Here is a 23,641-nt window from a genome sequence, read left to right on the forward strand (position 1 = left end):
CACCTTGTCAACTAAATTTCTGCGCGTGGAATCCCCACGTTGAACGGCTTGGAGCAACCATTTGAATAAGAAAGTCGAACATCTCACGGATCGCTCCGACGGCAATTTCTTTCGTAGGCACCTCGCGCCCCAGAAGAACGAGCCGGACATACGGGACCTGTTCTCCTTCGAACTGCAGCGGCTGGCCGGGCTGTCCACCCGCATCGCGGCCCTCTCGATCCGGCCGAAATACGGCATTACCGCCCGAGAATGGCGCGCGCTGGCCGTCCTCAAATATCTCGGCGAAGTGCCGCTACAGGAGCTCGCAAAGCACAGTGGACTCCTGAAAAGCCAGATGAGTCGGACCGTTTCGTCGATGATCGAGCGCGGCTACATCCTAAAGACCGCCAACCCCGAGGACGGGCGCAGCATCCTCCTGAAACTAAGCCCGGAGGGCCTCGATCTGTCGGAAGCGGTCCTGACCGACGCCTTCGAGCGCAACGAGAACATGCTCTCGACCCTCAGCCACGCCGAGCGACAGATTTTGATCGAGCTCCTGCAACGGGTGGGACGCAACAGCGCGCACTATTTCCACGACCTGAAAACCCGCGCCTCTCAAGAGGACCTGCGCGAACTGGATGAGGAGTGAAGACGGACCGACAGAATAATAGTTGACAATATGAACTAAATTTCGCATCACTACCTCCAAGGAAACCAGGAGGATCGAGATGTCGGACGCGCTGACGATCTGCGAGTGCTTTGCAAGGGACGGCTTGCAGCACGAAACGACAGACCTTTCCACGCAAACCAAGATCGCCCTGATCGACGCCATTTCCGAAGCCGGGTTTCCGCGGGTGGAAGCGACGAGCTACAGCAGCCCCCGCCATGTACCGGTGTTTGCCGATGCCAGCAGCGTCCTCGCCGGCATCCGCCGCCGGCCAGGCACGGCCTACAAGGCGACCTGCCCCAACCTTCATGCCGTTAGGCGGGCAATCGAAGATCGTGAAGCCGGCCACGGCCCGGAGGAGATAAGCCTGCTTGTGTCGGCGACACAGGCGCACACCGAGAAGAACCTGCGCACGACGCGCGAGCAGCAATGGCGCAACATTGCCGAGATGGTCGCGCTGGCGGGCGGCGGGTTCCGCCTGATCGGCGTGATCTCCATGGCGCTCGGCTGCCCGTTCGAAGGCCGGGTTGACCCGGCATCCGTCATCGGCGACCTGAAGGCCTTCTCCGACCTCGGCGTGCGCCATGTCTCCATCTGCGACACGACCGGTCACGGCACGCCCGGCAGCGTGCGCCGCCTCTTTGCCCGCGCCTTCGCCGAGGTGCCCGACGTCACGCCGATCGCCCATTTCCACGACACGCGCGGCACGGGCATCGCCAATTGCATGGCGGCCTTCGAGGCTGGCTGCCGCTGGTTCGACAGCGCGATCGGCGGCGTCGGCGGCCACCCCGCCCAGATCCGCTATGGCGGCGGCTATACCGGCAATGTGGCGACGGAAGATCTCGTCAATCTCTTCGAGGCCGAGGGCATCGCGACCGGCATCGACATCGACCGGCTCCAGGCCGCCTTGTTGCAATGCGAGCAGGCGCTTGGGCGCGAATTGCAGAGCAAGGTGGCACGCACCGGTTTCGGCCATCTGGCAGCCTGGGATTTTTCATGACACAGACTTATGCTTCACCAATCCTCATCAGCGAAGACCGCGGCCCGGTCCGCATCCTCTCGCTCAACCGGCCTGACAAGCTGAATGCCCTCGACACGGCCCTGACGCAGGCGCTGCACGACGCGATGCTTGCCGCAGACGCCGACGAGACCGTGCGGGCGATTGTGCTGACGGGGACGGGGCGGGCCTTTTGCGCGGGAGCGGACCTTGCGGAGTTCTCCACCCTGACACCGGCCAACCAGGACCTCGTGGAAAAGCGCGCCGACCTCACGTGCCGGACCCAGGCGATGATGCAGCGCCTTTCCAAACCGGTCGTTTCGGCCGTACGCGGCGCGGCCGTCGGCGGCGGCGCGGGACTGGCGATCGGTTGCGACATGATGGTCGCCGGCACGGACCTGAAATTCGGCTATCCCGAGCTGAAGCATTCCATCGTGCCGGCCCTGGTGATGACCGGCCTGCAACGCTCGCTCGGACGCAAGGCGGCCTTCGAGATGGTCAGCCTCGGCCGCCTCATCGGGGCGGAAGAGGCACGTGCCCTCGGCCTCGTCAACCGGATCGTCGCGCCGGAGGCGGTCGTCGAGGCGGCGCTGGAGATCTCCGGTCAATGGGCGGACGCCCATCCGAAGGCGATGGCCGCCGTCAAGTCGCTGTACTACCGCGTCGCCGACCTCCCCTATGACGAGGCTATGGCCGCCGGGCGCACCGTCAACGCGCAGATGCGCAGCTTCCGGGAGGAATGCTGATGAAGCCGCTGGAAGGCATCCGCATCCTCGACTTTTCCCGAGTTCTCGCCGGCCCCATGGCAACCCAGATCCTTGCCGAGCTCGGCGCGGAGGTGACGAAGGTTGAGCGGCCGGGCACGGGCGATGAATCCCGCCTGTTCGAGCCACGGTTACCCCGCGGCGAAAGCGCCTATTTCTTCGCGTTCAACCGCGCCAAGCGATCCATGACGCTGAACCTGAAATCGCCGGAAGGACAAGAGATCGCCGCCAGGCTGGCGGAGACGCACGATGTCGTTCTGGAGAACTACCTGCCAGGCGAGATGGACCGCTTCAACCTTGGCTACGACGTCCTCTCCCGCCGCAATCCCGGCCTCGTTTATGTCTCGAACACCGGCTTCGGGCAGACCGGGCCCTATCGCCTGCGCAATGGTTACGACACGATCTTCCAGGCGCTCTCTGGCATCATGCATCTCACGGGCCATTCGGACGCGCCGCCCGCCAAGGCGGGCATTCCGGTCTCCGACATGACCTCGGGCCTGTGGATCGCAATCGCGATCCTGACGGGGCTGGTCGGGCGCGGGCGCAGCGGCCGGGGATGCCATGTCGACCTGTCGATGATGGACGTCCAGACCAGCCTGCTTGCGCTTGCCGCCGCCCGCCTCTTTGCGCTGGACGAGGATATCGGCCGCTCGGGAACGGAGCATCCGGGCCGTGTTCCCTCCGCGGCGTTCCGGTGCGCCGATGGGGGATGGCTGCATATCAGTGGCAGCGACCAGCACTGGGACGCTATCTGCGGGGTCCTCGGCCTCGAGGATCTTGCCGCCGACGCCGCCTTGGGGAAGAACGCGGCCCGCGTCGCCGCCCGCGAACGGGTCATGGCGGGCATGCGGCAGGCGATCGCACAGCGCGACCGCGGACCGCTCGCCGAGGAGCTGCGAGACCGCGGCGTGCCGGCCGGCGAGGTGAATACGGTCCGCGAGATCCTGAGCGATCCCCACAGCGAGGCCCGCGGCGCCGTCGGCACGTTTGACCATCCGGAGGAGGGCGCCGTGCGCGCCTTGCGCACGCCGTTGCGCTTTGCGGGTTACGAGGATCCCGCAATTGGCTGTCCGCCGACGCTCGGTGCGGACACGGCGGCGCTGCTTGCCGGGGAGCTGGGCATGGCGGCCGAGACCATTGATCGGCTGAGGAATGAGGGAGTGATCTGATGAGCAACGCAAAACCCCCGGTTCTCCTGCGGCGCGAGGCGGGTGTCGCCCATGTGGTCCTCGACCGCGCGGAAGCGCGCAACGCCCTCAACCTGCCGATGTGCCTTGCGCTGAAGGAGACCTTCGAGGCGCTCGATGCCGATGCCGACATCCGCGCCGTCGTGCTTTCGGCAAACGGTTCTGTCTTCTGCGCCGGAGCGGACCTGAAGGAGCGTAACGGCCGGGACGAGGCCTGGGTGATCGCCCGGCGCCGCGCCTCGTTTGCCGCCTACGACGCCATTGCCCGCTGCCGCAAGCCGGTGGTCGCGGCAACACAAGGCCCCGTGGTCGGCTCCGGCGGCGAGATCCTGATGAGCTGTGACTTCGTGATCGCATCGGACAAGACGACCTTCCGCTTCCCCGAGCCGCAATGGGGCACCGTCGGCGCAACGCAGCGCCTGCAACGCACGATCGGCAAGATGCGGGCCAAGGAACTTCTGTTCACCGGCCGCATCATGCCGGTCGAGGAGGCCTATCAGCTTGGCCTCGTCGCCCGCATCGTGCCGGCGGAGGCCCTGGCCGAAACCATCGCCGGCATCGCCGAGGCGATCGCCGCCGCGCCGCCGCTTGCCATGGCGCTAACCAAGCAGGCGGTGGATCTCGGCAGCGAAACCGACCTCAACAACGGAATCCGCGTCGAAATGGCCGCGATCGAACGGTGCCTGGCCGACGGCGGTTGGCGCGACGGCCTGAACCGCTTCGCAAAAAGCGTCGGAGGCAAGGAAACTCATGATCTCTGACAACGGCACTCCCTTCGATATCGACGCGCTCTGCGCAACGTCGATCTCCGCCGCACTGACGCGGGCCGCAACCGTTGCCGGCGATGTGGAGGCCGTCGTCGCGGCTGACGGGCGGCTGACCTATGCCGCGCTCGCCGCGGAGGTCGCACGCATCCGCGACGGACTGGCGACGCAGGGCGTGCGGAAGGGCGAGCACATCGGCCTTTGCCTCGGCAATTCCACGCGCTGGGTGGCGATCTTTCTGGCGATCGGCTCGCTCGGCGCGGTGACCGTGCCGATCAACACCCGTTTCGTCGCCGACGAGATGGCCTATGCGCTTTCCCAGTCGAAGGTCTCACGCCTCATCCTGTGCGACCGGTTCCTCAAGATCGATTTTATCGGCCTGCTGCGGCAGATCGACCCCGCGCTCACCGACCGGCTGCCCATCCCCGCCCTTCCGGATCTCAAGCAACTGATCGTCATCGGAGAGGACGTGCCGCCCGCGGCCATTGCGTGGGAGGCCCTGCTCGCAAGCGGAACCGCGCCCGCGCAGGCACGGGGCGAGGCCGACGACCCGCTGCTCATCCAGTATACGTCCGGCACCACATCCTTTCCGAAAGGCGTTCTCCTGACCCAGCGCAGCATGCTAGGCAACGCCTTCGTCTCCGGTCATCGCATGGGCCTTCGCGTCGGCGACCGGTTCCATAGCGCCCGGCCGTTCTTCCACGTCGCAGGCACGACCCTCTCCATCCTCTCCTGCCTCCAGCACATGGCGACGCTCGTCTCCATGGACCGGTTCGAGCCGGGCGAGGCCCTGCGCCTGATGGAGGCCGAGCGCTGCACGCATTTTTCCGGCAACGACACGATGGCGCTGATGCTGCTCAGCCATCCCGAGCGCCCAGAGCGCCGCCTCGTTCTTCGCGGTGCTTGGCTCGCTGCCTCGCCGACCATCGTCGCCCGCGTCATTGACGAGCTCGGCGCGCGCGAATGCGTCGTCGGCTACGGACTTTCCGAAGCCGCGCCCAACGTCGCGCAATCCTCCTGGTGGGAGCCGGAGGCCGTCCGCATATCGGCCGCCATGCGACCGCAACCGGGCATCGATGTGCGCATCGTTAATGAAGACGGCAAGGATGCCGCTTGCGGCGAACCGGGGGAAATCCTCGTGCGCGGCTGGAGCGTCATGCGGGAGTATTTCGACAAGCCCGTCGAAACGCGGGCCGCGCTCTCGGCCGACGGCTGGCTGTCCACCGGCGATCTCGGCGCGCTGGACGAGAACGGCAGGCTGACCTTCCTCGGCCGCGTCAAGGAGATCGTGCGCGTCGGCGGCGAGAACGTCTCGCCGGCCGATGTGGAGAATGTCCTGCATCGCCATGCGGCGATCCGCCAGGCGGCAGTGGTTGGCGTGCCGGACGAGCGCCTCGTCGAGGTGTGTGGTGCCTTCGTCATCCTGAGGGAGGGTGCCAAGACCGAACCGGAGGAGATCATGGACTGGGCGAAATCCAACATGGCCGGGTTCAAGGTGCCGCGCCATGTCTGGATCGTCGAGAGCTTCGAAGCGATCGGCATTACGGCAAGCGCCAAGATCCAGAAGAAGCGGCTCGCCGAACACGCCCGCAAGCTGATCGGAGCGTGACCCCATGCGGATAGAAACCGATGTGACGCGGCTCCTCGGCATCGACCTGCCGATCATCCAGGCCGGCATGTCATGGGCATCGTCCAACGCGGCCCTGCCGCTTGCCGTGTCGACCGCCGGCGGTCTCGGTGTGATCGCCGCCGGTCCCATGTATGCGCACGACCTCGCCGCGGCGATCGATGCGGTGCGGGCGGGCACGGACAGGCCGTTCGCCGTCAACCTGCCGCTCTACCGCAAGGGCGCCGACGAGATCATGGACCTCCTCGTCGAAAAGCGGGTGCCCGTGCTCATCGCTTCCCAGGGCGGGCCGAAGCGCTACCTCGAGCGGTTCAAGGCCATTGGCACCGTCTGCCTGCATGTGGTCGCCGGTGCGGAGCATGCCGTCAAGGCGGCGGCGGCCGGCGTCGACGGCCTCATCGCCGTCGGCGGGGAAGCCGGCGGCCACCCTCCGCCCGACCTCGTCTCCACGCTCGTTCTCGGCCGTGCGATCGCAAGGGCCGTGCCAGGCATGCCGCTCATCCTCAGCGGCGGCTTTGCCGATGGATATGGCCTTGCCGCCGCCCTGGCGCTGGGGGCCGGCGCGGCGCAGTTCGGCACGCGCTTCATGCTGTCCTGCGAGGCGCGCCTGCATGCCGCCTACAGCGAGCGCCTGCTGTCCGCCTCCGTCACCGACACGATGGTGGTCGGCCATGGCCTCGGCATGGTCCGCATCCTGCGCAACGGTTTTGGCGAACGGATGCAAGCGGCGGAAGCGGAAGGACGGCAGTTCGAGGAGCGCAAGGCGCTTTTTTCCGCCGCTTCGCTCAAGGCCGCGGCCTTCGACGGCGATGTCGAGAACGGCAAGGTCGAGGCCGGCCAGAGCGCAGGCCTCGTCGACGACATCCTACCGGCGGCGGATATCGTCGCCGCCATCGCACGGGACTACGCGGCGGCGCTCGCCGCCCTGCCCCGGCCCATGATACGCTCTCATGAAGGACTGAGCCATGCTGGATAAACCGCTTCTCATCAACGGCGAATGGCGTGCGCCCGCCGGCAACCGATCGGCCGGGGTCCACAATCCGGCAACCGGCGAGGTGATCGCGCAACTGGCCTTGTGCGAGCGCGCCGACCTCGACGCGGCGCTGGAAGCGGCGCAGCAGGGTTTTGAAACCTGGCGCAGGACCGCCACCATCGAGCGCGCGAAAATCCTGCACAGGGCGGCGGCGCTTGTGCGCGAGCGTGCCGAAACCATGGCGCAGCTCATGTCCCGGGAGCAGGGAAAGCCGATCACTGAGGCGCGCGGCGAGGCGAATGCCGCCGCCGAGCATATCGAGTGGCATGCCGAGGAGGGTCGGCGCGCCTATGGCCGCGTCATCCCCGCGCGCGTGCCCGGCGCACGCCAGATTGTGCTGCGCGAGCCCGTGGGCCCGGTCGCCGCGTTCACCCCTTGGAATTTCCCGATCAACCAGCTCGTGCGCAAGGTCGCCGCCGCGCTCGCCAGCGGGTGCTCGATCATCGCCAAACCGCCGGAGGAAGCACCGTCGGCCTGTATCGCGCTTGCCCGCGCTTTCCAGGATGCCGGCTTGCCGGCAGGCGTGCTCGGCATCGTCTTCGGACCGGCGGCTGAGGTTTCGGAGCACCTGATCGCCTCGCCGGTCATCCGCAAGATCTCGTTCACCGGCTCCGTTCCGGTCGGCAAGAAGCTCGGGGCGATCGCCGCGGCCGGGGTCAAGCGCGCGACGATGGAGCTCGGCGGCCATGCGCCCTACATCGTCGCGAGGGACGCGGATATCGACGCCGCCGTCAAGCTCGGCCTGATGCTCAAATACCGCAATGCCGGTCAGGTCTGCGCAGCGCCTACCCGCTTCTACATCGAGGAAGACGTCTACGACGCCTTCCGGTCGGGCTTCGTGGCCGGCGCGCGCGCCATCAAGGTCGGCGACGGCCTGTCGGACGGGGTCCAGATGGGCCCGCTCACGCACGCCCGGCGGCTCGATGCGATGGCGCGCTTCGTGGACGACGCCGTCTCGCATGGCGCACGGCTGGAATGCGGCGGCAAGCGCATCGGCAACAGCGGGTATTTCTTCGAGCCGACGGTGCTTAGCGACGTGCCGGAAGACGCAGCGGTCATGAATGACGAGCCATTCGGCCCGCTCGCGGCGCTCGTGCCCGTCTCCAGTATCGACGAGGCGATCCGGCGGTCCAACCGCCTGCCCTTTGGCCTCGCCGCCTTCGGCTTCACGCGCTCGCTCGCGACGGCTGACCGGTTTTCGACAGAGCTTGAAGCCGGCATGGTCTCGATCAACCATTTCGGCCTCGCTGCCGCGGAAACGCCCTTTGGCGGCCTCAAGGAGAGCGGCTATGGCAGCGAGGGTGGCAGCGAAACGCTGGACGCCTATCTGACGACGAAGTTCGTCAGCCATATCGGCCTGTGAGCGTCCGATGAAGAGCTACGACTACATCATCGCCGGTGGCGGATCGTCCGGCTGCGTTCTGGCAAACCGGCTCGTGACGGCAGGCAAGAGCGTCCTGCTTCTCGAAGCGGGGCCTCCCGACAACACGCCCTATATCCACATCCCCGCCACCTTCGTGAAGGTTCTCGGCACCCGGCGGACGTTCATGTACGCCACCGAGCCGGAGCCGGGCGCCAACAACCGGGTCCTGCTCGTGCCGCAGGGCAGGACGCTCGGCGGCGGCTCGTCCGTCAACGCGATGATCTACATTCGCGGCCAGGCCGAGGACTATGACACCTGGCGCGATCTCGGCTGCGAGGGCTGGGGATACGAGGATGTGCTGCCGGTCTTCCGCCGTTCGGAGGACAACGAGGTTCTCGCCGACGATTATCACGGCACCCGCGGCCCGCTGAAGGTCTCCGAGCCCCGCTTCCGCCACCCGATCAGCGCGGCCTTCGTCCGGGCCGCGCAACAGGCCGGCCTTGCCTATTCGCACGACTTCAACGGCGCGCGGCAGGACGGCGTCGGCTTCTACCAGACGACGACCGTGAATGCCCGCCGCGGTTCCACGGCGGCGACCTACTTGAAGACGGTGCGCCGCTCCCCTCTCCTCGAGATCGCCACGGAGTGCATTGCAACGAAGATCCTCCTGGAGAACGGCGCGGCGGCGGGCCTTGCCTATCGCCGGCGGGACGGCAGCATGTTCGAGGCGCGGGCGAAAGAGGAGGTCATCCTGTGCGCCGGAGCGCTCGCCACGCCGAAAATCCTGATGCTGTCCGGCATCGGCCCGGGCGAGATGCTGGCGCAGCTTGGCATCACGGTTGTGCGCGACCTCCCCGGTGTCGGCGAAAACTTCCAGGACCACATCGCCGTTTCCGTCTACGGCATCACCGATCGGCCGATCTCGCTGAAGGACCAGGACAAGGGCCTCAAGGCCGTCGTAAATGGGCTTCGCTACCTGTTCGGGCGGTCCGGCCTCTTGTCGTCGAATGTGGTGGAAAGCGGCGGTTTCATCGACACGAGCGGCTGCGGGCGGCCCGACATCCAGATCCACGTCACGCCGACCCTCGTGGGCGATGCCACGCGCGGTCAGATGGAGGGCCACGGCGTCTCGATCAATCCCTGTATCCTGCGTCCCGTCTCACGCGGTAAGGTTTCGCTGCGCAGCGACAGGGTCGAGGACCCGATCCATTTCGTCGGGAACAACCTGGTCGCGCAGGAAGACGTCGACACCCTGGTGCGCGGCATCAAGCTTTCGCGCGCGATTCTCGCCGCTCCCGCCATGAAGGCCCTTGGCTTCCGGGAACTGGCACCCAGGCACGAGAAGTCGTCCGATGCGGACTTCGAGGCGCATGCGCGGGCCAATGCCAAAACTGTCTATCATCCGGCCGGGACCTGCCGGATGGGTCGGGACGAGCTCTCGGTCGTCGATAATCGGTTGCGGGTGCAGGGCATCCCGCGCCTGCGCATCGCAGACGCCTCGATCATGCCGACGCTCGTGAGCGGCAACACGAATGCCCCCTGCATTATGATCGCGGAGCGCTGCGCAGACTTCCTGTTGTCGCGCTCTTGAAGGAGCCGAACCGTCGAGCTGCCAAGTCGAAGCCAGTTGAAAGATTTAAAGATCGGCTCAAGCTTCGTCCGCAATGACTCGGTGGACTGGTGACGACCTGCATTGCTTTCCTTTGCCAGAGTGTGCGGAACGTTCAGCGATCATGTTGATCTACGTCCACTTCCGAGGCCTTCTGGCGAGGCAGTCGAAGACCACCTCGCCAAGACCTGCTAATTGCCGTGCCCGATTGCAAGCGCAAACAGTCTAGCTTGCCGGTCAGCAAACGCGCGTGGATCGGTGGGCTTGTCCCCATCAAGAATGCGTGCTTCATCCAGCAAAAGCCACGCCGCATCCTCGCGAAACGTTTGAAGCAACCGATCGATGTCGTTCGATCTTTCATGCACCACGGCTTCGGCGAGATCAGCGAGAATTTGAGACGCATCTTCGAAGAACGCGTCCAGCAATTCATTGTAAGTGTCCTCGCCAAGCGCTTCGACGATCTCGGCTTGGCGGTCATTCAACGCCGCACCAGAGACGGAAACAGCGTCCAACGCCATATTGGCCGCCACCGTAGCGTCCGAGCGAACCTCGAAAGCGGATATAACCCTGGCGAGCTGATTCTTCGTTACGGGCTTGGATTGGAACCCGTTCATGCCTGCGGCTGCGCATAGACGGCGGTCGTCTTCAGAGGCGTTCGCCGTCATTGCGACTATCGGCACGTCGTTTCCCGTGCCGCGGATCGCCTTTGTTGCCTCAATTCCGTCCATGCGCGGCATCTGCATGTCCATCAGCACAAGGTCGAACCGGGACGCGGCTAACATCTCGACCGCTTCCGCTCCGTCGTTGGCCACCTCGACACCCTGTCCGAGATGGCGAAGAAAGCCAGCCGCGACCTGCTGGTTCACGAGGTTGTCTTCCACAAGCAGGATGCGGAGCTTGGGTCTCACGCCAGCAAAATCAACCGGAGCTGCAGCCTGCACCGTGTCCCTCTCGTCAGCCCTGTCCACCGGGAGTTCAAACCACAAAGTGCTACCCTGTCCCTTGGCACTCCGCACCCCGATCCGGCCGCCGAGGGATTCGACGATTTCCTTGCAGATGATCAATCCCAACCCGGTTCCGCCGTAGTTTCTGGAAATGCTCGCATCCACCTGGGAGAAGGGTTTGAACAGACGGCCCTGCCCTTCCTCATCGATCCCGATCCCGGTATCGGTAACCGCGAACTTCAATAGCGTGCGGTCATCGATGTCTTCCTCAGAGAGCTTCACCGCGACCATACCGTTCGACGTGAACTTTATGGCGTTGCTCAATAAATTGAGGACGACCTGACGCAGACGAGTCTGATCTGTCATCACGAAGATTTTGCCGTGGCCGACGGGCAAGTCGGCGACGAGCGCATTGCTCTTCTCCGCCGCCCGGTCGCGGAGCATTGCCACGGTATCGGATACCAGAGCGGCAACATCGACAGGACCGAGCTGGACGTCGATCTCTCCGTTTTCCATTTTCGCGAAGTCTAGAATCTCGTTGAGGATTTCCAGCAGCGACTGGCCTGAGCGGCGGATCGTTTGGACGCCTCCGCGAACCCGCTCGGGAAGTTCCGACAGTTCGAGAAGTTCCGCCGTTCCGAGAATGGCGTTGAGAGGCGTGCGGACTTCGTGCCCCATGGTCGCCATGAACTGCGACTTGGCTCTGTTCCCCGCCTCCGCGGCGGCGAAGGACTCTTTCAGTTCGCGGGTCATACCTTCGAATTCGAGACCTGCCGCCCGTACGGACTTCAACTGCCGCCTCAGGGATATGACGAGGATACCGACGCTGAGCGAAAGCACCGCGGTGACGGCTCCCGTCTTGAGCTGAAGCGATTGCAGTGCTTCCCTTGCGTCGGCGCGCTCGGAACTGACCTTGTTGTTGGTATTGGTCAGCAACTCCTCGGTGTTTTTCATCAAGCCCTTCATGTCGGAAACGAATTTCGCGAGCATGCTGAGGTCCAGATGTTGTCCCGCCGCGATCCTGTCGAACATAGGGGCCTTTGACATAACTGCGGGCTCGATATTCGCGACAAGCTGGGCCAGGCCGGGGGTGTCTCCGAGGCGGAGGTCGAGGTTGGCCTTCTTGAGAAGCGCCATACGGGAATATTGGTCCATAAACCGGCGGCACCGGCGGGCAGGTGATCACATGGGGCCAGCCGCCATCCGATAGCCCACCGTTGCCAAACCTGATTGAAGCAAGACGATGCCCGCATTCTATCGCAAGTCCAAGCTGCTGCGTCGCTCCCGCGTCTTCTGAGGCTCGTTTTCCCTCCGGCGCCCGCGCCTCGTCTTCTGGTGCGGCGCGCTCGCCATCGGGGTTATCAGCGTTGGCTTCGCCAAGCTTGCCGACTTCGCCCAGCACGGTTTCATCCGCATGACGACGGCCGGCGAATGGACCTTTCTGCTCCCGCTTCTTATAAAGCCGGCCGGGTTTGCTCTCTCTCGGCCTATCTGGCGATGCGTTTCTTCCTAAACGCGCAGGGTAGCGGCATTCCGCAGGCCATCGCCGCGCGACATCTCAAGGACGAGGAGGATCGTGGCCGCTTGCTGTCCCTGCGGATCGCCTTCGGCAAGATCCTCCTGACATCGGCCGAGAGGGGCCGACGGTGCAGGTCGGCGCCTCAATCATGTTGGCCGTCGGTCGCTTCGGCGGCATGGCGCAGGCCCGCGGCCTCATTATCGCGGGCTCGGCTGGCGGCATCGCCGCCGCCTTCAATACCCCGCTTGCCGGCATCGTCTTTGCGATAGAGGAGATGGGCCGCACCTATGAGGCCCGCACCAATGGTCTCGTGCTTGCAGCCGTCATCATCTCCGGCCTTGCAGCGCTCGGCCTGTACGGCAGCTACCACTATTTCGGCTCGACCTCCGTGGCGCCGCACACCACGCGGGACTGGGCGCTCGTTTTCGCCTGCGGCATCGGCGGCGGCGCGCTTGGCGCCGCCTTCAGCGGCATGGCGCTGCATTTCGGCCAGCGCATCCGTCGATGGGCGCAACCATTGCCAATGAAGCGCATGGTGCTGTTGGCGATCTGTTGTGGCCTTGCCATAGCCGCTATCGGCATACTCTCGGACGGCAAGACCTTCGGCACCGGTTACGAGCAGGCCAAGAGCGCCGTGCAGGGTGAAGGCCTTCCATTGCCGTTCTTCATCGAGAAGTTCGCAGCCGGCATTCTCTCGATGCTCTCCGGCATCCCAGGCGGCATCTTCGCCCCGTCCCTTTCGGTCGGGGCCGGCATGGGCAGCACGCTTGGCTCGCTGCTGGGCACGAGTATTGCGCTCTCGGCGGTGCTCGGCATGGCGGGATATTTTGCCGGCGTCGTGCAGGCGCCGATGACCGCTTTCGTCATTATTCTCGAAATGACGGGGGACCACGAGGCGGTCATCCCGATCATGACGGTGTCGATGCTGGGCTACCTGACATCGCGCATCCTGTCGCGCGAACCACTCTACCATGGACTTTCAAGGGTGTTCATTGCCGCGGCCATCAGAGCACGACGGGCGACGGAGAAGAATGCCGGCGACACGGATACGACAACCATTCGGAACTAGGTTGTTTCAATCCCGACCCACGGGTGCCGATGCTCTTCATAAACGCTTTGGGTCGGCTTCAGCCCGTCCTTCACCTCGAAACATCCGAAGGCGACAGCCGTCATGCCTGGCCGAAACGCAGGTTTCCAGAAAACGGTGGAGCCGCAGCTGGGACAGAAGTGGAATTCGATAGGCCTGCCACTGGCACCTAGCCGGGAAAAGGAAGTCGTGGAACCGAACGTCTCGACTGCTTCATTGGCGAAAAACAAAGCGATCCCGAAAGCAGACCCCGTCCGCCGTTGGCATTCCAGGCAATGGCAGGCGGAGACTTTTTCCGGTTCGCCCTGCGCGACAACCGAAAGTGCACCGCAGGAACAGGTCGCCCGTCGTCTCATATGTCATCCTCAACGCGTTGTCCGTGACGCATTGTACAGATCACCGTTGACCTGCGCGCGGCATTTTCTATAACGGCTTCATTCGCCCCGGACCCGGTGAAACTCCGGGTGGCTCTTCTGGCCGCCGATCCGCCAGACAACGCAAAGCATCAACCCTGTTCACGAGGCCGGACGCCGTCCGGTCTGGATGCGCTTCTTTGCGGACTTTTCCATGTTCAATCTGACGACCTACAAGCGCGAGTGGTTCTCGAACATTCGCGCCGATATTCTCTCCGGCATCGTTGTGGCGCTTGCCCTCATCCCCGAAGCCATCGGCTTTTCCGTCATTGCCGGCGTCGATCCGAAGATCGGCCTTTTCGCCTCCTTCGCCATCGCCTGCGTCTCCGCCTTCGTCGGCGGGCGTCCCGGTATGATTTCCGCCGCCACGGCGGCGACCGCCGTGCTGATGGTCACGCTCGTAAAGGAACATGGCCTCGAATATCTTTTCGCCGCCACGCTGTTGATGGGCTTCATCCAGATCGGGGCCGGCTTCCTGAAGCTCGGCCGCGTCATGCGCTTCGTCTCGCGCTCCGTCATCACCGGCTTCGTCAACGCGCTGGCGATCCTCATCTTCATGGCGCAGCTGCCGGAACTCATCGCCGTGCCGGGGCTGACCTATACCATGATCGCGGCGGGCCTCGCGATCATCTATCTCTTCCCCTATGTCACCAAGGCCATCCCGTCGCCCCTGGTCGCCATCCTCGTGCTGACCGGCGTCGCCTATTGGGGTGGCCTCGACCTGCGCACGGTCGGCGATCTCGGCGAACTGCCCTCCGCGCTGCCGATCTTCGCGCTGCCGCAGGTGCCGCTGACCTTCGAGACGTTGCAGATCATTTTCCCGTATTCCATCGCGCTCGCCGCGGTCGGCCTGCTGGAATCGCTGCTGACGGCGCAGATCGTCGACGACATGACGGATACGCCGAGCTCCAAGAGCCAGGAATGCATCGGACAAGGGGCGAGCAACATCGCTTCCAGCCTGATCGGCGGCATGGGCGGCTGCGCCATGATCGGCCAGTCGGTGATCAACGTCACCTCTGGTGGCCGTGGACGCCTCTCGACCTTCGTCGCCGGCGCCTTCCTGCTGTTCCTCATTCTCGTGCTGGACGATCTCGTGCGCATCATCCCGATGGCCGCCCTGGTCGCCGTCATGATCATGGTCTCGATCGGCACCTTCTCCTGGCGCTCCATTCTCGACCTTCGCCGCAATCCGCTCTCCTCTTCCGTCGTCATGCTGGCGACGGTCGCGACTGTCGTTGGCACGCACGACCTCGCTAAGGGCGTGCTCGTCGGCGTGCTGCTGTCGGGCGTGTTCTTCGCCGGCAAGGTTGCCAAGCTCTTCCACGTCCGCTCGGTGCTGAGTGCGGATGGTTCGGAGCTCATCTATCATGTCGACGGCCAGATCTTTTTCGCGTCGGCGGAAAGCTTCACTGCGGCCTTCGATTTCACCGAGACATTGCGCAAGGTAACGATCGACGTCACGAAGGCGCATCTCTGGGATATCACGGCCGTCGGCGCGCTCGACAAGATCGTGCTCAAATATCGTCGCCTGGGCATTGAGGTCGCCGTCATTGGCGTCAACGAAGCGAGCGCCCATATGCTCGACCGCTTCGCCCTGCACGACAAGGAGCATGCCGCCTTCTCGGCTTCCGCCGGGCACTGACGTTGTGACGGCTCAGTAGTCAGCTCGGAGCGGAGTATTCTTGGCGCTGATGGAAGCCGAACCGGCGGCCCAGGACAAATTTAAGCGGTTAAACCCTCGTCCAGTCCAGAAACTCCGCCGGCTCCGAGTTCACCATATCGTGACGACACACCGCAGGGCGGCGTGGATGCGCGGTCAGAAATATTTTTCAGATCTGCATCCAGAGCAGTCTCTCATGTGTCTTCTGATGGAGAGCGCGCAAGTGGCTCATGCCAAAGGCTCTCAACCAAGCAGAAACGCAACTGGAGACCAACATGACCATTGCTCGCACCGCATTTGCCGCCGCAACCGCTCTCGTCATTTCCATGACTGCTGCCACCGCTGCCCCTGTCCTCGGCCTCACGGGTGAGAAAACCTTGATCATGTTCGAAACGGCGACACCCGCCGTCAGCAAGACGATCGAGGTCACCGGCGTTGACAAGCTTTTGGGCATCGATTTTCGGCCAGGCAACAAGACCGTGATTGGCGTGACGTCTGAACACGCGATCGTATCCATCGATCTGGAGACCGGCGCCGCAACCGACGTCGCCAGGATGGACAAGATGCTGACGCTCGCGGAAGCGCCTGTGGTGGTCGATTTCAATCCCATGGCCGATCGCCTGCGTTTCATGACAGGCACCACGAACCACCGCGTCCATCCTGATACGGGTGCCGTGACCGTCGATGGTACGCTCGCCTTTGAAGAGGGCGATATGCACAAGGGTGAAACGCCGAACATAATTGCGGCCGCCTATACAAACTCGATTGGAAAGCCTGAAAAGACGGCGATGTACAATATCGATGCAACCATCGGCGCCCTCATCCAGCAGACCAAGCCGAATGACGGCACGCTGAAGGCGATCGGGAAACTCGGTCTCAAGGAGAAGCCCGCCACCTACGCCTTCGATATCCAGGGTGAAGAGGGCGGCAAGAACACCGCTTACCTCGTAGCGAGCAAGGTTCTCTACACCGTCAATCTGGAAACAGGTGCAGCAACGGAAATCGGTGCTATCAATGGCCTTGAGAACGAGGTCCGCGACATCGCAGTTCTGCCATCCATGTAATCGGTTGGCGCAGAAGCTGTCTTGAACGCCCTTTGGTGAAACCGTTGGCACAAAATGATCGGCCGCCCCGTCGAGGCGGCCGATTTCGCTTTACCGGAGGGCGCACTTCACGGCGCTACAAGTCATGTAAACCAGACTGGACGATCACACATCTCAAGAAGCCCACGATCGCAGCACAATAAACCCGGCCGCCGGGTGGACGCAATCTGTGTGGCCGGCATCAGCCGGATTGTTACCCCATCGAATGGAGGTCATTGCCCCTAAAGGTAGCCTTTGCGATTGACATATTCGTCCAGTGTACGCCGCGCATAATGTAAAAATCGCGCGGCGCGTCGCAACAAAATCGCAGGGGATCGCGCATAGTCGATCATAAGCGCGGACGGATTAGGTTGGTTCGCAAACCGCGAACTTATCGAGATTTTTAAGGCTTCTGGGAAACCGAACGGTTCGCTGCTTCGTATACAAGTTTATCGCATCTGATCGTCAACGAGAAACAGGATGGTCAGGACTATGCCGCGATGCGTTGCTGGCAAATCCGGCTCGCCAAACGCGATCAGCGAGATGACCGTTTGGTGACCAAATCTTTACAAAGGACGTCGTTATGCACCCAAATAGTGGCATTCGGATCTTCTTTTTTCTTATGACAGGTCTGATGGTCAGTTTCACAACTGGAGCTGCTGCAGCGCCAAAAGTCGCCAGGGTTGGGCCCGACCACTATACCGGTACATGGCTGGAGATCGGAAGGACGCCAATGTTCCTGACCGATGGCTGCGTAGCCGGTTACTCGACCTACCGAAGGGGCGAGACACCTGACGAGGTCCTCGTCGAGGATGGATGTCATGTCGATACGCCGAAAGGTCGTCTAAAGACAGTCAACGGAACCGGAAAGATCGAGGACTTTGGCACGACAAACGCGAAAATGCGTGTCCGTTATCCGTTACTGATCACGTTCAATTACTGGGTTCTCTACAAATCGCCGGATAAAACCTGGTTCATCAGTGCCAACCCGTCGATGAAGGATCTTTGGATTTACTCAAGAACGGTCCCTTCGAAGGCGCGCCTGCAACGCATGGTCCGCAAGGCCAGAGAGCTCGGATATGATGTAAGTAAACTCGAGTTTCCGGCAGCTCGCTAAAATATCAATGTGTGGCCTCTCCGAAAAGCCACCGTTGAAGGATGACGAAATTCAGTTCGGTCGTGGTTGTGCTTTCAAGACTACGGGCCAAGACCAGATAACGCGATGGCGTGTAGCATTTCCCTCATGGTCGCGATGACGCGAGCATGATCGTATGGCTTGCTAAAAAACCTGCCCTCAACCGGTAAAAGCTCGTCGCTCAATTGACGGTGACCCGAAGCCACGATGATCTTGACCGGGGGCCATCTGTCGCGAACAGCAGAGGCAAGCTTCAAGCCGTCCATACTGCCCGGCATGTCGATATCGGTGAACATCAACCGGATCTCTGGATGGGCGTTCAGAATGTCGATGGCGTCGTCAGCATTTGTGGCCTCGAGCACAATGAACCCTTCCTTCTCAAGCGATATAACTACATCCAGTCTTACGAGCGCCTCGTCTTCGACGACAACGACTGTGATCCCCTTTTGCGTCATCCCTCAAACTCTCCGCAGTTGACGCGTCACATGTGTCTTTTCGACTATGCGAACCTGATGAACGGTAACCGGTGTTCCGCTCCCACGTTGTCTTGCTGATCCTAATCTGAACCGCACCGGGTTTGCCGGAGGCTCCAACTTCTGAGAGAGTGGAGCCGATATGAGCAAGACAACGAACAAATTTTCATCGGAAGTCCGCGCCCGAGCAGTGCGGATGGTTTTGGATCACCAAGGCCAATATTCCTGCGGCCGTGATTCTGACCGATCCGATCTTCCAGGGGCTGGCGATCTCGCTGCTGTTCGGGTTGATCTCTTCGACCCTGCTGACCGTCCTCGTCATCCCGGCGATCTATCGAGTGCTTCGCACATGAAGAAATTCCGGGATGTTAGGGGTACGGTCACTCATCGCTCGCATTGACGCCAGCCGGAAGAGCCAGGTGCTATCTCGCCGTTATGATGCCGACTAGAGGTCGAAAGCAATGTCCAGAACCATCCCCTGTCCCAACTGCGGTCAACTCAATCGGGTGTCTGACGAAAAAGATGCGAGAAAGGGGCAGTGCGCTACATGTAAATCACCTCTGTTTGCAGGCCATCCGATCAACCTGACCCGTGCGAATTTTGATCGTCAGATCAAGTCAGAAGACCTCCCCGTCGTCGTTGATTTCTGGGCGGCTTGGTGCGGCCCGTGCCGGGCGATGGCCCCTGTGTTCGAGGCAGCTGCGGCGGAGTTGGAGCCAAGGCTGCGGTTTGGAAAGATTGACACCGAGGCCGAACAACAGCTTGCGGCCCGGTTTCACATACAGAGCATTCCGACATTGATCCTGTTCAAGGGCGGCAAGGAGATCGGCCGTCGCAGCGGCGCATTGAGCAGCGGGGAATTGAAGCGCTGGATCGACCAACTGGCAATGCCTTAGCCACGTCGCAGCGAGTACTCTGAAGTTTTCGCACCGAAAACGTCATCATTTCTCTAGGCAGCGCAGAAAATTATTTCTGCATTCAAATGTTTAGGTCGCCTTGAAAGGTTTCGAACCGACGGCCAGTCAATATCACTTATCTGTTCATAGAAACGAGGATCCGGCGGGAAATTTCAGGCATTCATCTTTAAAAGCCTCGGGAAGGCCAGGCTCTCCCTCGGGTGAAAGCTTAGGCTGCGGCCAGCATTTCTCTCATGGTCGCGATGACGAGGCCGTGATCGTACGGTTTGCTGAAAAACCTGCCCTCGACGGGTAAAAGTTCATCACTCAATTGACGGTGGCCAGAAGCCACGATGATCTTCACCGGGGGCCACCTGTCGCGAACAGCGGACGCCAGCTTCAAGCCGTCCATACTGCCCGGCATGTCGATATCGGTGAACATCAACCGGATCTCCGGATGGGCATTCAGAATGTCGATGGCGTCGTCGGCGTTTGAGGCCTCGAGCACAATGAATCCTTCGTTCTCAAGCGAGATAACGATATCCAGCCTTACAAGAGCCTCGTCTTCAACGACAATGACTGTGGTCCCCTTTCGCGTCATCCCTCAGACTCTCCGCAGTTGACGCTTTCACACGTGTCTTTTTACTATGCGAACCTGATGAACGCGCAGAGAGATAGTTTGATCCAAGGAGAGATATTAATCTTTCAGCAAGTTACAGCAACTGGCGCTTTCAATTCGTGATTGAGGATATGGCGCAATCTATTGTCTTGCCGAAATCCGTGACAGAGCCCCGCTCACTGACAAGCGAAAGCCACCTGACGCGAAGAGGATTTCCGGAACCGTGCCGAATAACGATCCCAGCGCGGAGCGCACATATCGAGTGCCATAGCCCTGCCGCGTCGGTTCCCGCACAGCCGGCCCCCCGACTTCCGTCCAGTCCAGAGAGAGTTCGGAACTCCCGTTGGTGGCCACAAACCACAGGAGGTCAACATGTCCATCGGGATGGGAAAGCGCGCCATATTTGATGGCGTTCGTGATCAGCTCGTGGAGGCATAATGCGATGGTCGTACCTGCATCGCGGCTGACAACGATATCCGGCCCACTGGCATGAATGCGGCTCAAGCCGGCGCTGTTGTAGGGAGAGACCGTCAGGTCAATGACGGCTGAAAGCGAAACCTCCTCGCCACCGGCCTCAAAGACCGCGCTGTGGACGTTGGATAGCGCCTGCAGCCGACCGGCGAAATCGCTTGCCAGTCCCTCGACGGACGTGGCACCGCGCCGTGTCATCTGGAAGATCGAGGTGACGCTCGCGAGAATGTTTTTGACCCGGTGATTGAGCTCCAGCCGCAGCTGGCGCTCTCGCTCGATGGAATCGCGAACCTGGCGTTGGCGCAGCCGCACCAACAGGTTCGACTGGATCCCGTTCACGAGTTCCAACGGGGCGATCGGACGCGTGTGGAACAACAGACGCGAGCCCGGCCATGAAATCAGCAACTGTCCGCGAATGCGTTCAATGGGCGCCTTGCGCTCCAAAAGAACGATGATCGGCACTTCTGACCAGTCGGGCTGCTCCGCAAGATGCGTGGCAATCCGTGCAACAACCTGCGGGTTCAGTGCCTCGTGGGTGATGACGATGATGCCTGGAGAAAAAGCGAGATGCTCGACCAGATCCCCGTCGACCTTGGCGGCCTTGACCTCGATCTTCTGTTCTCGAAGGAAAGCAGCGACGTAATCGGCGTCCTTTCGAAACGGAGCAAGGACGAGCACCCAGTCCAGCTCGCTATCGACCGGGACGCCATTCATTTCGGGTCTGGGAGAGGATTGTAGGCGACGACGCTGACGCCTCCGCTTTCTATGATCAGCTCACGGATGTTGAGATCGTGGGGACCGTGACGCTTCTTGACCACGGTGATGTTCCGGCGTAAGCGCCCTTCGTGCTCCATGATCCGCAGAAGCAGAACGGTATCTCCGAGAAAGCTGACATCCACATCGATACCGACATTCTGTCCGATCAGACCGTGCTGAGCAACGATCAACATGGTTAGGACACCAGAGCGGGCAAGGTACTTCAGCAGCGACTGGATGTCGCGAACCGCTTTCTCGCGATGGGGCAGAGAATTCAGGTATCCCGTCAGGCTATCGATGACCACAACCCGTGACTTGTTTTGCGTGACGGCGTCCTGAACGATCTGCCCGAATTCGCCGGGGGAGATTTCGTTGGGATTGAAGTCCCGCAGGATGAGCTTGCCATCCTTGTGGAACTGCCTGAGTTCCATGCCCAAGCCCTCAGAACGACGGAAGAAGGTTTCCAACCGCTCCTCGAACAGGAAGAGCGCCACACTCTCACCCCGTTTGAGCGCCGCGGTGGCATAGAGGGACGACATGGTCGATTTGCCAGTACCTGACTGCCCGATGACGAGCGTCGTGGTCCCGGCCTCCTGGCCACCGCCGAACATCTCGTCGAGCTCGGCGACACCGGATTTGATCAACTGCGGCTTGGCCGTTTCTACGGTGGCGCTGGACATGATACGCGGAAAAACGACGACCCCCTGCCCCTCGCGGATTGCCATATCGTGATAACCGTCGGCGATCGGCACGCCGCGCATCTTGGAGACTTCGATACGGCGGCGCACGCCACCATATTCCTCCAGCGACTTGTCGAACCGGATAACGCCGTGGGCGAGCCCCTCGACCTCCTCGCCGCTGCGATCGTAGCCGGGCGTCTGGGTATCGAGCAACAGCGCGACCACGTTCCGCTTCGCAAGGAAGGACTTGAAACCGATCAATTCACGGCGAAAGCGAGGGGAATCGCCGGTGATGAGCCGGATTTCGAGCAGAGAATCATAGACGAGGCGGCGAGGCTTGTGCGCCTCGATCGCTGCTTCAATGGCTTTCCTAGTCTCGTCCAGCCGCAGATCTGCCGTCAGAAATATACTCTGGTCGTCGGCTTCACTGACGGTCCCTGATGTCGATAGCTCTTCAACACGGATGCCTTCAAGGGTCCAGCCGTGCGACACGGCAATGGCTTCCAATTCTGCGGCTGTCTGCGAAAGCGTGACATAGATGCAGCTCTCCCCAGCCTCGACACCGGCGCGCAAAAACTGCAGCGCGGCTGTGGTCTTGCCCGATCCCGGCGCACCCTGAAGCATGTAGAGGTTCGATGCAGGAAGGCCTCCGCGCAGAATTTCGTTCAATCCTGCGATTCCGGTGCTAACGACGGTGGACTTCTTCGGTTTGGGCATGTTCGACTTCCGCTAAGATGCTCGGCGCTTATTAAAATCGATGGCGCTCGCCATCCAGGGAAGAGCCACTTTGATCATATATTTGCCTTTCTAAAAACTTCAATGATCCCTGTGGAGGGTGCAAACATGACCCTCGCATTATGAGGAAACCAGTTGCGGTAACCGGATTAGTTTTTCCCACTGATTAAAGGGAGGCGCCTGTGGGATAGTGCCGTAGAAAACTAATAGTTGACGCCTCGACCCATGATGCCTATAAGATGAGTTATCGATTTTTTCTTGCCGAGCTTTGGTTACCACGCGACTAGCACCGCGTTTTGAACGAACCCTCCCTTTAAAACGATCGTTATCATCATCCGCAATGCTTTGCGTTGCGGTCGTCTATATTGCTATGAAAGGGTTCATCATGACCACTGGCACCGTAAAATGGTTTAATTCCACGAAGGGCTTCGGCTTCATTCAGCCTGACAACGGCGGCGCTGACGCCTTCGTTCACATCTCTGCCGTCGAGCGTGCTGGAATGCGCGAAATCGTCGAAGGCCAGAAGATCGGTTTCGACCTTGAGCGCGACAACAAGTCGGGCAAGATGTCTGCCTGCAACCTGCAAGCTGTATAATCGGTAACTGCTTTCCTTTGACCACGGATGTACTGGCACTGTCGAAAGCAATTACCAACCGAGGTCAGGCAGATTGCCTGGCCTTTTTTTGTGCCTAACACCCACGGCCACACGCCTGCGGCAAGACCTGCCAGAAATCACGAGTGATCCAATTACCGAGAAAACCAGTGAACTTCAGGCCATCAACACAGCATGGCAAATTGCGATCCAGGAAATTCTGAGGATGGTCGTTCGCGACCTCTATAGATCCGGCGACGAGGCTTCGTTTCACGGTCATATCAAGCGGATCGAAGAGGCTGCCGTCGACAGTATTTACACCGGGCTGATGCTGCGGGGGACCGACGAGTGGACCGAAGTTCTCGTCAAAGAGAAGTCGAGCAATTTCGTCACAAGCCTTCTTACATCGTTCACATACGATCGGGTCTGAAGCGCCTCACCGGTGGCGTCGCCTTAACCGCCTGGTTGGAATTGACTTGGTATCGGGTTTTCATGACCGAAGCCCCGCATGTCCACTTCAGACGCCACCGCTTTCCCGCTGAGATCATTGCCCATGCCGTATGGCTCTATTATCGGTTCCCGCTTAGCT

Annotated in this window: 21 protein-coding genes, 2 pseudogenes and 1 other annotated feature; of the genes and pseudogenes, 17 read left to right on the forward strand and 6 right to left on the reverse strand. The window is 61.6% G+C overall.

Going from position 1 to position 23,641, the window contains the following annotated elements; translation table 11 throughout:
- The first annotated feature begins 61 nt into the window (after positions 1-61).
- From ACOZKU_RS07620 to ACOZKU_RS07660, 9 genes are all read left to right on the forward strand, one after another.
- A complete protein-coding gene (locus tag ACOZKU_RS07620; RefSeq protein WP_421578351.1) occupies positions 62-628 on the forward strand; it encodes a MarR family winged helix-turn-helix transcriptional regulator in 567 nt (188 codons plus the stop codon).
- A 79-nt stretch (positions 629-707) separates the two neighbouring features.
- Positions 708-1,646 carry a hydroxymethylglutaryl-CoA lyase gene (locus tag ACOZKU_RS07625; protein WP_421578352.1) on the forward strand — a complete coding sequence of 313 codons (939 nt, stop codon included), beginning with the start codon at positions 708-710 and terminating at the stop codon, positions 1,644-1,646.
- Positions 1,643-2,389 carry an enoyl-CoA hydratase/isomerase family protein gene (locus ACOZKU_RS07630; RefSeq protein ID WP_421578353.1) on the forward strand — a complete coding sequence of 249 codons (747 nt, stop codon included), beginning with the start codon at positions 1,643-1,645 and terminating at the stop codon, positions 2,387-2,389. The genes ACOZKU_RS07625 and ACOZKU_RS07630 overlap by 4 nt, the downstream gene beginning before the upstream one ends.
- On the forward strand, positions 2,389-3,576 hold the full coding sequence (locus ACOZKU_RS07635) for a CaiB/BaiF CoA transferase family protein (protein WP_421578354.1): 1,188 nt from the start codon (positions 2,389-2,391) through the stop codon (positions 3,574-3,576). The genes ACOZKU_RS07630 and ACOZKU_RS07635 overlap by 1 nt, the downstream gene beginning before the upstream one ends.
- Positions 3,576-4,355 (forward strand): enoyl-CoA hydratase/isomerase family protein, encoded by a 780-nt coding sequence (locus tag ACOZKU_RS07640; protein ID WP_421578355.1) that lies wholly within the window; start codon positions 3,576-3,578, stop codon positions 4,353-4,355. The genes ACOZKU_RS07635 and ACOZKU_RS07640 overlap by 1 nt, the downstream gene beginning before the upstream one ends.
- The gene (locus tag ACOZKU_RS07645) at positions 4,345-5,967 is read left to right on the forward strand and encodes an AMP-binding protein (RefSeq protein WP_421578356.1); all 1,623 of its coding nucleotides are present in this window, start codon (positions 4,345-4,347) and stop codon (positions 5,965-5,967) included. Before ACOZKU_RS07640 ends, ACOZKU_RS07645 begins: the two co-directional genes overlap by 11 nt.
- Positions 5,968-5,971: 4 nt before the next feature.
- Positions 5,972-6,961 (forward strand): NAD(P)H-dependent flavin oxidoreductase, encoded by a 990-nt coding sequence (locus tag ACOZKU_RS07650; protein WP_421578357.1) that lies wholly within the window; start codon positions 5,972-5,974, stop codon positions 6,959-6,961.
- Entirely contained in the window at positions 6,951-8,381 is a 1,431-nt protein-coding gene (locus tag ACOZKU_RS07655) for an NAD-dependent succinate-semialdehyde dehydrogenase (protein WP_421578358.1), read from the forward strand. Before ACOZKU_RS07650 ends, ACOZKU_RS07655 begins: the two co-directional genes overlap by 11 nt.
- A 7-nt stretch (positions 8,382-8,388) precedes the next feature.
- Positions 8,389-9,972, forward strand: coding sequence for a GMC family oxidoreductase (locus ACOZKU_RS07660; protein ID WP_421578359.1), 1,584 nt, complete (start codon positions 8,389-8,391; stop codon positions 9,970-9,972).
- A 209-nt stretch (positions 9,973-10,181) separates the two neighbouring features.
- Here the strand turns inward: ACOZKU_RS07660 and ACOZKU_RS07665 are convergent, their stop codons facing one another.
- Positions 10,182-12,071, reverse strand: a complete 1,890-nt coding sequence (locus tag ACOZKU_RS07665) for an ATP-binding protein (protein ID WP_421578360.1) — start codon at positions 12,069-12,071, stop codon at positions 10,182-10,184.
- 106 nt (positions 12,072-12,177) lie between these two features.
- On the opposite strand from ACOZKU_RS07665, the pseudogene ACOZKU_RS07670 reads away from it, so the two are divergent.
- Positions 12,178-13,522, forward strand: a pseudogene (locus ACOZKU_RS07670) (chloride channel protein).
- Here ACOZKU_RS07670 and ACOZKU_RS07675 read toward each other — a convergent pair.
- Positions 13,519-13,896 carry a GFA family protein gene (locus ACOZKU_RS07675; protein WP_421578361.1) on the reverse strand — a complete coding sequence of 126 codons (378 nt, stop codon included), beginning with the start codon at positions 13,894-13,896 and terminating at the stop codon, positions 13,519-13,521. The pseudogene ACOZKU_RS07670 and the gene ACOZKU_RS07675 sit on opposite strands and share 4 nt — an antisense overlap.
- An 86-nt stretch (positions 13,897-13,982) precedes the next feature.
- Positions 13,983-14,038: a sequence feature (sul1 is cis-regulatory element that is thought to sense ions involved in sulfur or methionine metabolism; They are found in Alphaproteobacteria), on the forward strand.
- 69 nt (positions 14,039-14,107) lie between these two features.
- On the opposite strand from ACOZKU_RS07675, the gene ACOZKU_RS07680 reads away from it, so the two are divergent.
- The 3 genes from ACOZKU_RS07680 to ACOZKU_RS07690 all read left to right on the forward strand — a co-directional run bounded on the left by ACOZKU_RS07680 (position 14,108) and on the right by ACOZKU_RS07690 (position 17,812).
- Positions 14,108-15,595 carry a SulP family inorganic anion transporter gene (locus ACOZKU_RS07680; protein ID WP_421578362.1) on the forward strand — a complete coding sequence of 496 codons (1,488 nt, stop codon included), beginning with the start codon at positions 14,108-14,110 and terminating at the stop codon, positions 15,593-15,595.
- A 293-nt stretch (positions 15,596-15,888) separates the two neighbouring features.
- A complete protein-coding gene (locus ACOZKU_RS07685; protein ID WP_421578363.1) occupies positions 15,889-16,677 on the forward strand; it encodes a DUF4394 domain-containing protein in 789 nt (262 codons plus the stop codon).
- 640 nt (positions 16,678-17,317) lie between these two features.
- On the forward strand, positions 17,318-17,812 hold the full coding sequence (locus ACOZKU_RS07690; RefSeq protein ID WP_421578380.1) for a lipocalin family protein: 495 nt from the start codon (positions 17,318-17,320) through the stop codon (positions 17,810-17,812).
- 80 nt (positions 17,813-17,892) lie between these two features.
- On the opposite strand, the gene ACOZKU_RS07695 is transcribed toward ACOZKU_RS07690, so the two are convergent.
- Positions 17,893-18,285 carry a response regulator gene (locus ACOZKU_RS07695; protein ID WP_421578364.1) on the reverse strand — a complete coding sequence of 131 codons (393 nt, stop codon included), beginning with the start codon at positions 18,283-18,285 and terminating at the stop codon, positions 17,893-17,895.
- 479 nt (positions 18,286-18,764) lie between these two features.
- Here ACOZKU_RS07695 and trxC point away from each other — a divergent pair, with 479 nt between their 5' ends.
- Entirely contained in the window at positions 18,765-19,199 is a 435-nt protein-coding gene (gene trxC, locus ACOZKU_RS07700) for a thioredoxin TrxC (protein WP_421578365.1), read from the forward strand.
- A gap of 229 nt (positions 19,200-19,428) precedes the next feature.
- On the opposite strand, the gene ACOZKU_RS07705 is transcribed toward trxC, so the two are convergent.
- The 3 genes from ACOZKU_RS07705 to ACOZKU_RS07715 all read right to left on the reverse strand — a co-directional run bounded on the left by ACOZKU_RS07705 (position 19,429) and on the right by ACOZKU_RS07715 (position 22,442).
- Complete coding sequence (locus ACOZKU_RS07705) at positions 19,429-19,800, reverse strand: response regulator (RefSeq protein WP_421578366.1); 372 nt, start codon at positions 19,798-19,800, stop codon at positions 19,429-19,431.
- A gap of 159 nt (positions 19,801-19,959) precedes the next feature.
- Entirely contained in the window at positions 19,960-21,003 is a 1,044-nt protein-coding gene (locus tag ACOZKU_RS07710) for a sensor histidine kinase (RefSeq protein WP_421578367.1), read from the reverse strand.
- Positions 21,000-22,442: an ATPase domain-containing protein gene (locus ACOZKU_RS07715; protein ID WP_421578368.1), complete on the reverse strand. Its 1,443-nt coding sequence runs from the start codon at positions 22,440-22,442 to the stop codon at positions 21,000-21,002. Before ACOZKU_RS07715 ends, ACOZKU_RS07710 begins: the two co-directional genes overlap by 4 nt.
- Before the next feature lie 403 nt (positions 22,443-22,845).
- Between ACOZKU_RS07715 and ACOZKU_RS07720 the strand changes: the two genes are divergently transcribed.
- From ACOZKU_RS07720 to ACOZKU_RS07730, 3 genes and pseudogenes are all read left to right on the forward strand, one after another.
- Positions 22,846-23,055, forward strand: coding sequence for a cold-shock protein (locus ACOZKU_RS07720; RefSeq protein ID WP_027687039.1), 210 nt, complete (start codon positions 22,846-22,848; stop codon positions 23,053-23,055).
- A gap of 151 nt (positions 23,056-23,206) precedes the next feature.
- Positions 23,207-23,482 carry a hypothetical protein gene (locus ACOZKU_RS07725; RefSeq protein WP_421578381.1) on the forward strand — a complete coding sequence of 92 codons (276 nt, stop codon included), beginning with the start codon at positions 23,207-23,209 and terminating at the stop codon, positions 23,480-23,482.
- Between the two features lie 62 nt (positions 23,483-23,544).
- Positions 23,545-23,641, forward strand: a pseudogene (locus ACOZKU_RS07730) (IS6 family transposase); the annotation flags it as partial.

The sequence above is a fragment of the Shinella sp. M31 genome (assembly GCF_049199205.1).
Lineage (GTDB): Bacteria > Pseudomonadota > Alphaproteobacteria > Rhizobiales > Rhizobiaceae > Shinella.

Excerpts from the sequence above, each read along its gene's own strand:
- ACOZKU_RS07680 (WP_421578362.1), top strand. The coding sequence starts at position 14,108 with ATGTTCAATCTGACGACCTACAAGCGCGAGTGGTTCTCGAACATTCGC.
- ACOZKU_RS07715 (WP_421578368.1), bottom strand. The coding sequence starts at position 22,442 with ATGCCCAAACCGAAGAAGTCCACCGTCGTTAGCACCGGAATCGCAGGA.
- ACOZKU_RS07645 (WP_421578356.1), top strand. The coding sequence starts at position 4,345 with ATGATCTCTGACAACGGCACTCCCTTCGATATCGACGCGCTCTGCGCA.
- ACOZKU_RS07660 (WP_421578359.1), top strand. The coding sequence starts at position 8,389 with ATGAAGAGCTACGACTACATCATCGCCGGTGGCGGATCGTCCGGCTGC.
- ACOZKU_RS07650 (WP_421578357.1), top strand. The coding sequence starts at position 5,972 with ATGCGGATAGAAACCGATGTGACGCGGCTCCTCGGCATCGACCTGCCG.
- ACOZKU_RS07695 (WP_421578364.1), bottom strand. The coding sequence starts at position 18,285 with ATGACGCAAAAGGGGATCACAGTCGTTGTCGTCGAAGACGAGGCGCTC.
- ACOZKU_RS07720 (WP_027687039.1), top strand. The coding sequence starts at position 22,846 with ATGACCACTGGCACCGTAAAATGGTTTAATTCCACGAAGGGCTTCGGC.
- ACOZKU_RS07685 (WP_421578363.1), top strand. The coding sequence starts at position 15,889 with ATGACCATTGCTCGCACCGCATTTGCCGCCGCAACCGCTCTCGTCATT.
- ACOZKU_RS07625 (WP_421578352.1), top strand. The coding sequence starts at position 708 with ATGTCGGACGCGCTGACGATCTGCGAGTGCTTTGCAAGGGACGGCTTG.
- ACOZKU_RS07635 (WP_421578354.1), top strand. The coding sequence starts at position 2,389 with ATGAAGCCGCTGGAAGGCATCCGCATCCTCGACTTTTCCCGAGTTCTC.
- ACOZKU_RS07710 (WP_421578367.1), bottom strand. The coding sequence starts at position 21,003 with ATGAATGGCGTCCCGGTCGATAGCGAGCTGGACTGGGTGCTCGTCCTT.
- ACOZKU_RS07655 (WP_421578358.1), top strand. The coding sequence starts at position 6,951 with ATGCTGGATAAACCGCTTCTCATCAACGGCGAATGGCGTGCGCCCGCC.
- ACOZKU_RS07690 (WP_421578380.1), top strand. The coding sequence starts at position 17,318 with ATGACAGGTCTGATGGTCAGTTTCACAACTGGAGCTGCTGCAGCGCCA.
- trxC (WP_421578365.1), top strand. The coding sequence starts at position 18,765 with ATGTCCAGAACCATCCCCTGTCCCAACTGCGGTCAACTCAATCGGGTG.
- ACOZKU_RS07640 (WP_421578355.1), top strand. The coding sequence starts at position 3,576 with ATGAGCAACGCAAAACCCCCGGTTCTCCTGCGGCGCGAGGCGGGTGTC.
- ACOZKU_RS07630 (WP_421578353.1), top strand. The coding sequence starts at position 1,643 with ATGACACAGACTTATGCTTCACCAATCCTCATCAGCGAAGACCGCGGC.
- ACOZKU_RS07665 (WP_421578360.1), bottom strand. The coding sequence starts at position 12,071 with ATGGCGCTTCTCAAGAAGGCCAACCTCGACCTCCGCCTCGGAGACACC.
- ACOZKU_RS07705 (WP_421578366.1), bottom strand. The coding sequence starts at position 19,800 with ATGACGCGAAAGGGGACCACAGTCATTGTCGTTGAAGACGAGGCTCTT.
- ACOZKU_RS07675 (WP_421578361.1), bottom strand. The coding sequence starts at position 13,896 with ATGAGACGACGGGCGACCTGTTCCTGCGGTGCACTTTCGGTTGTCGCG.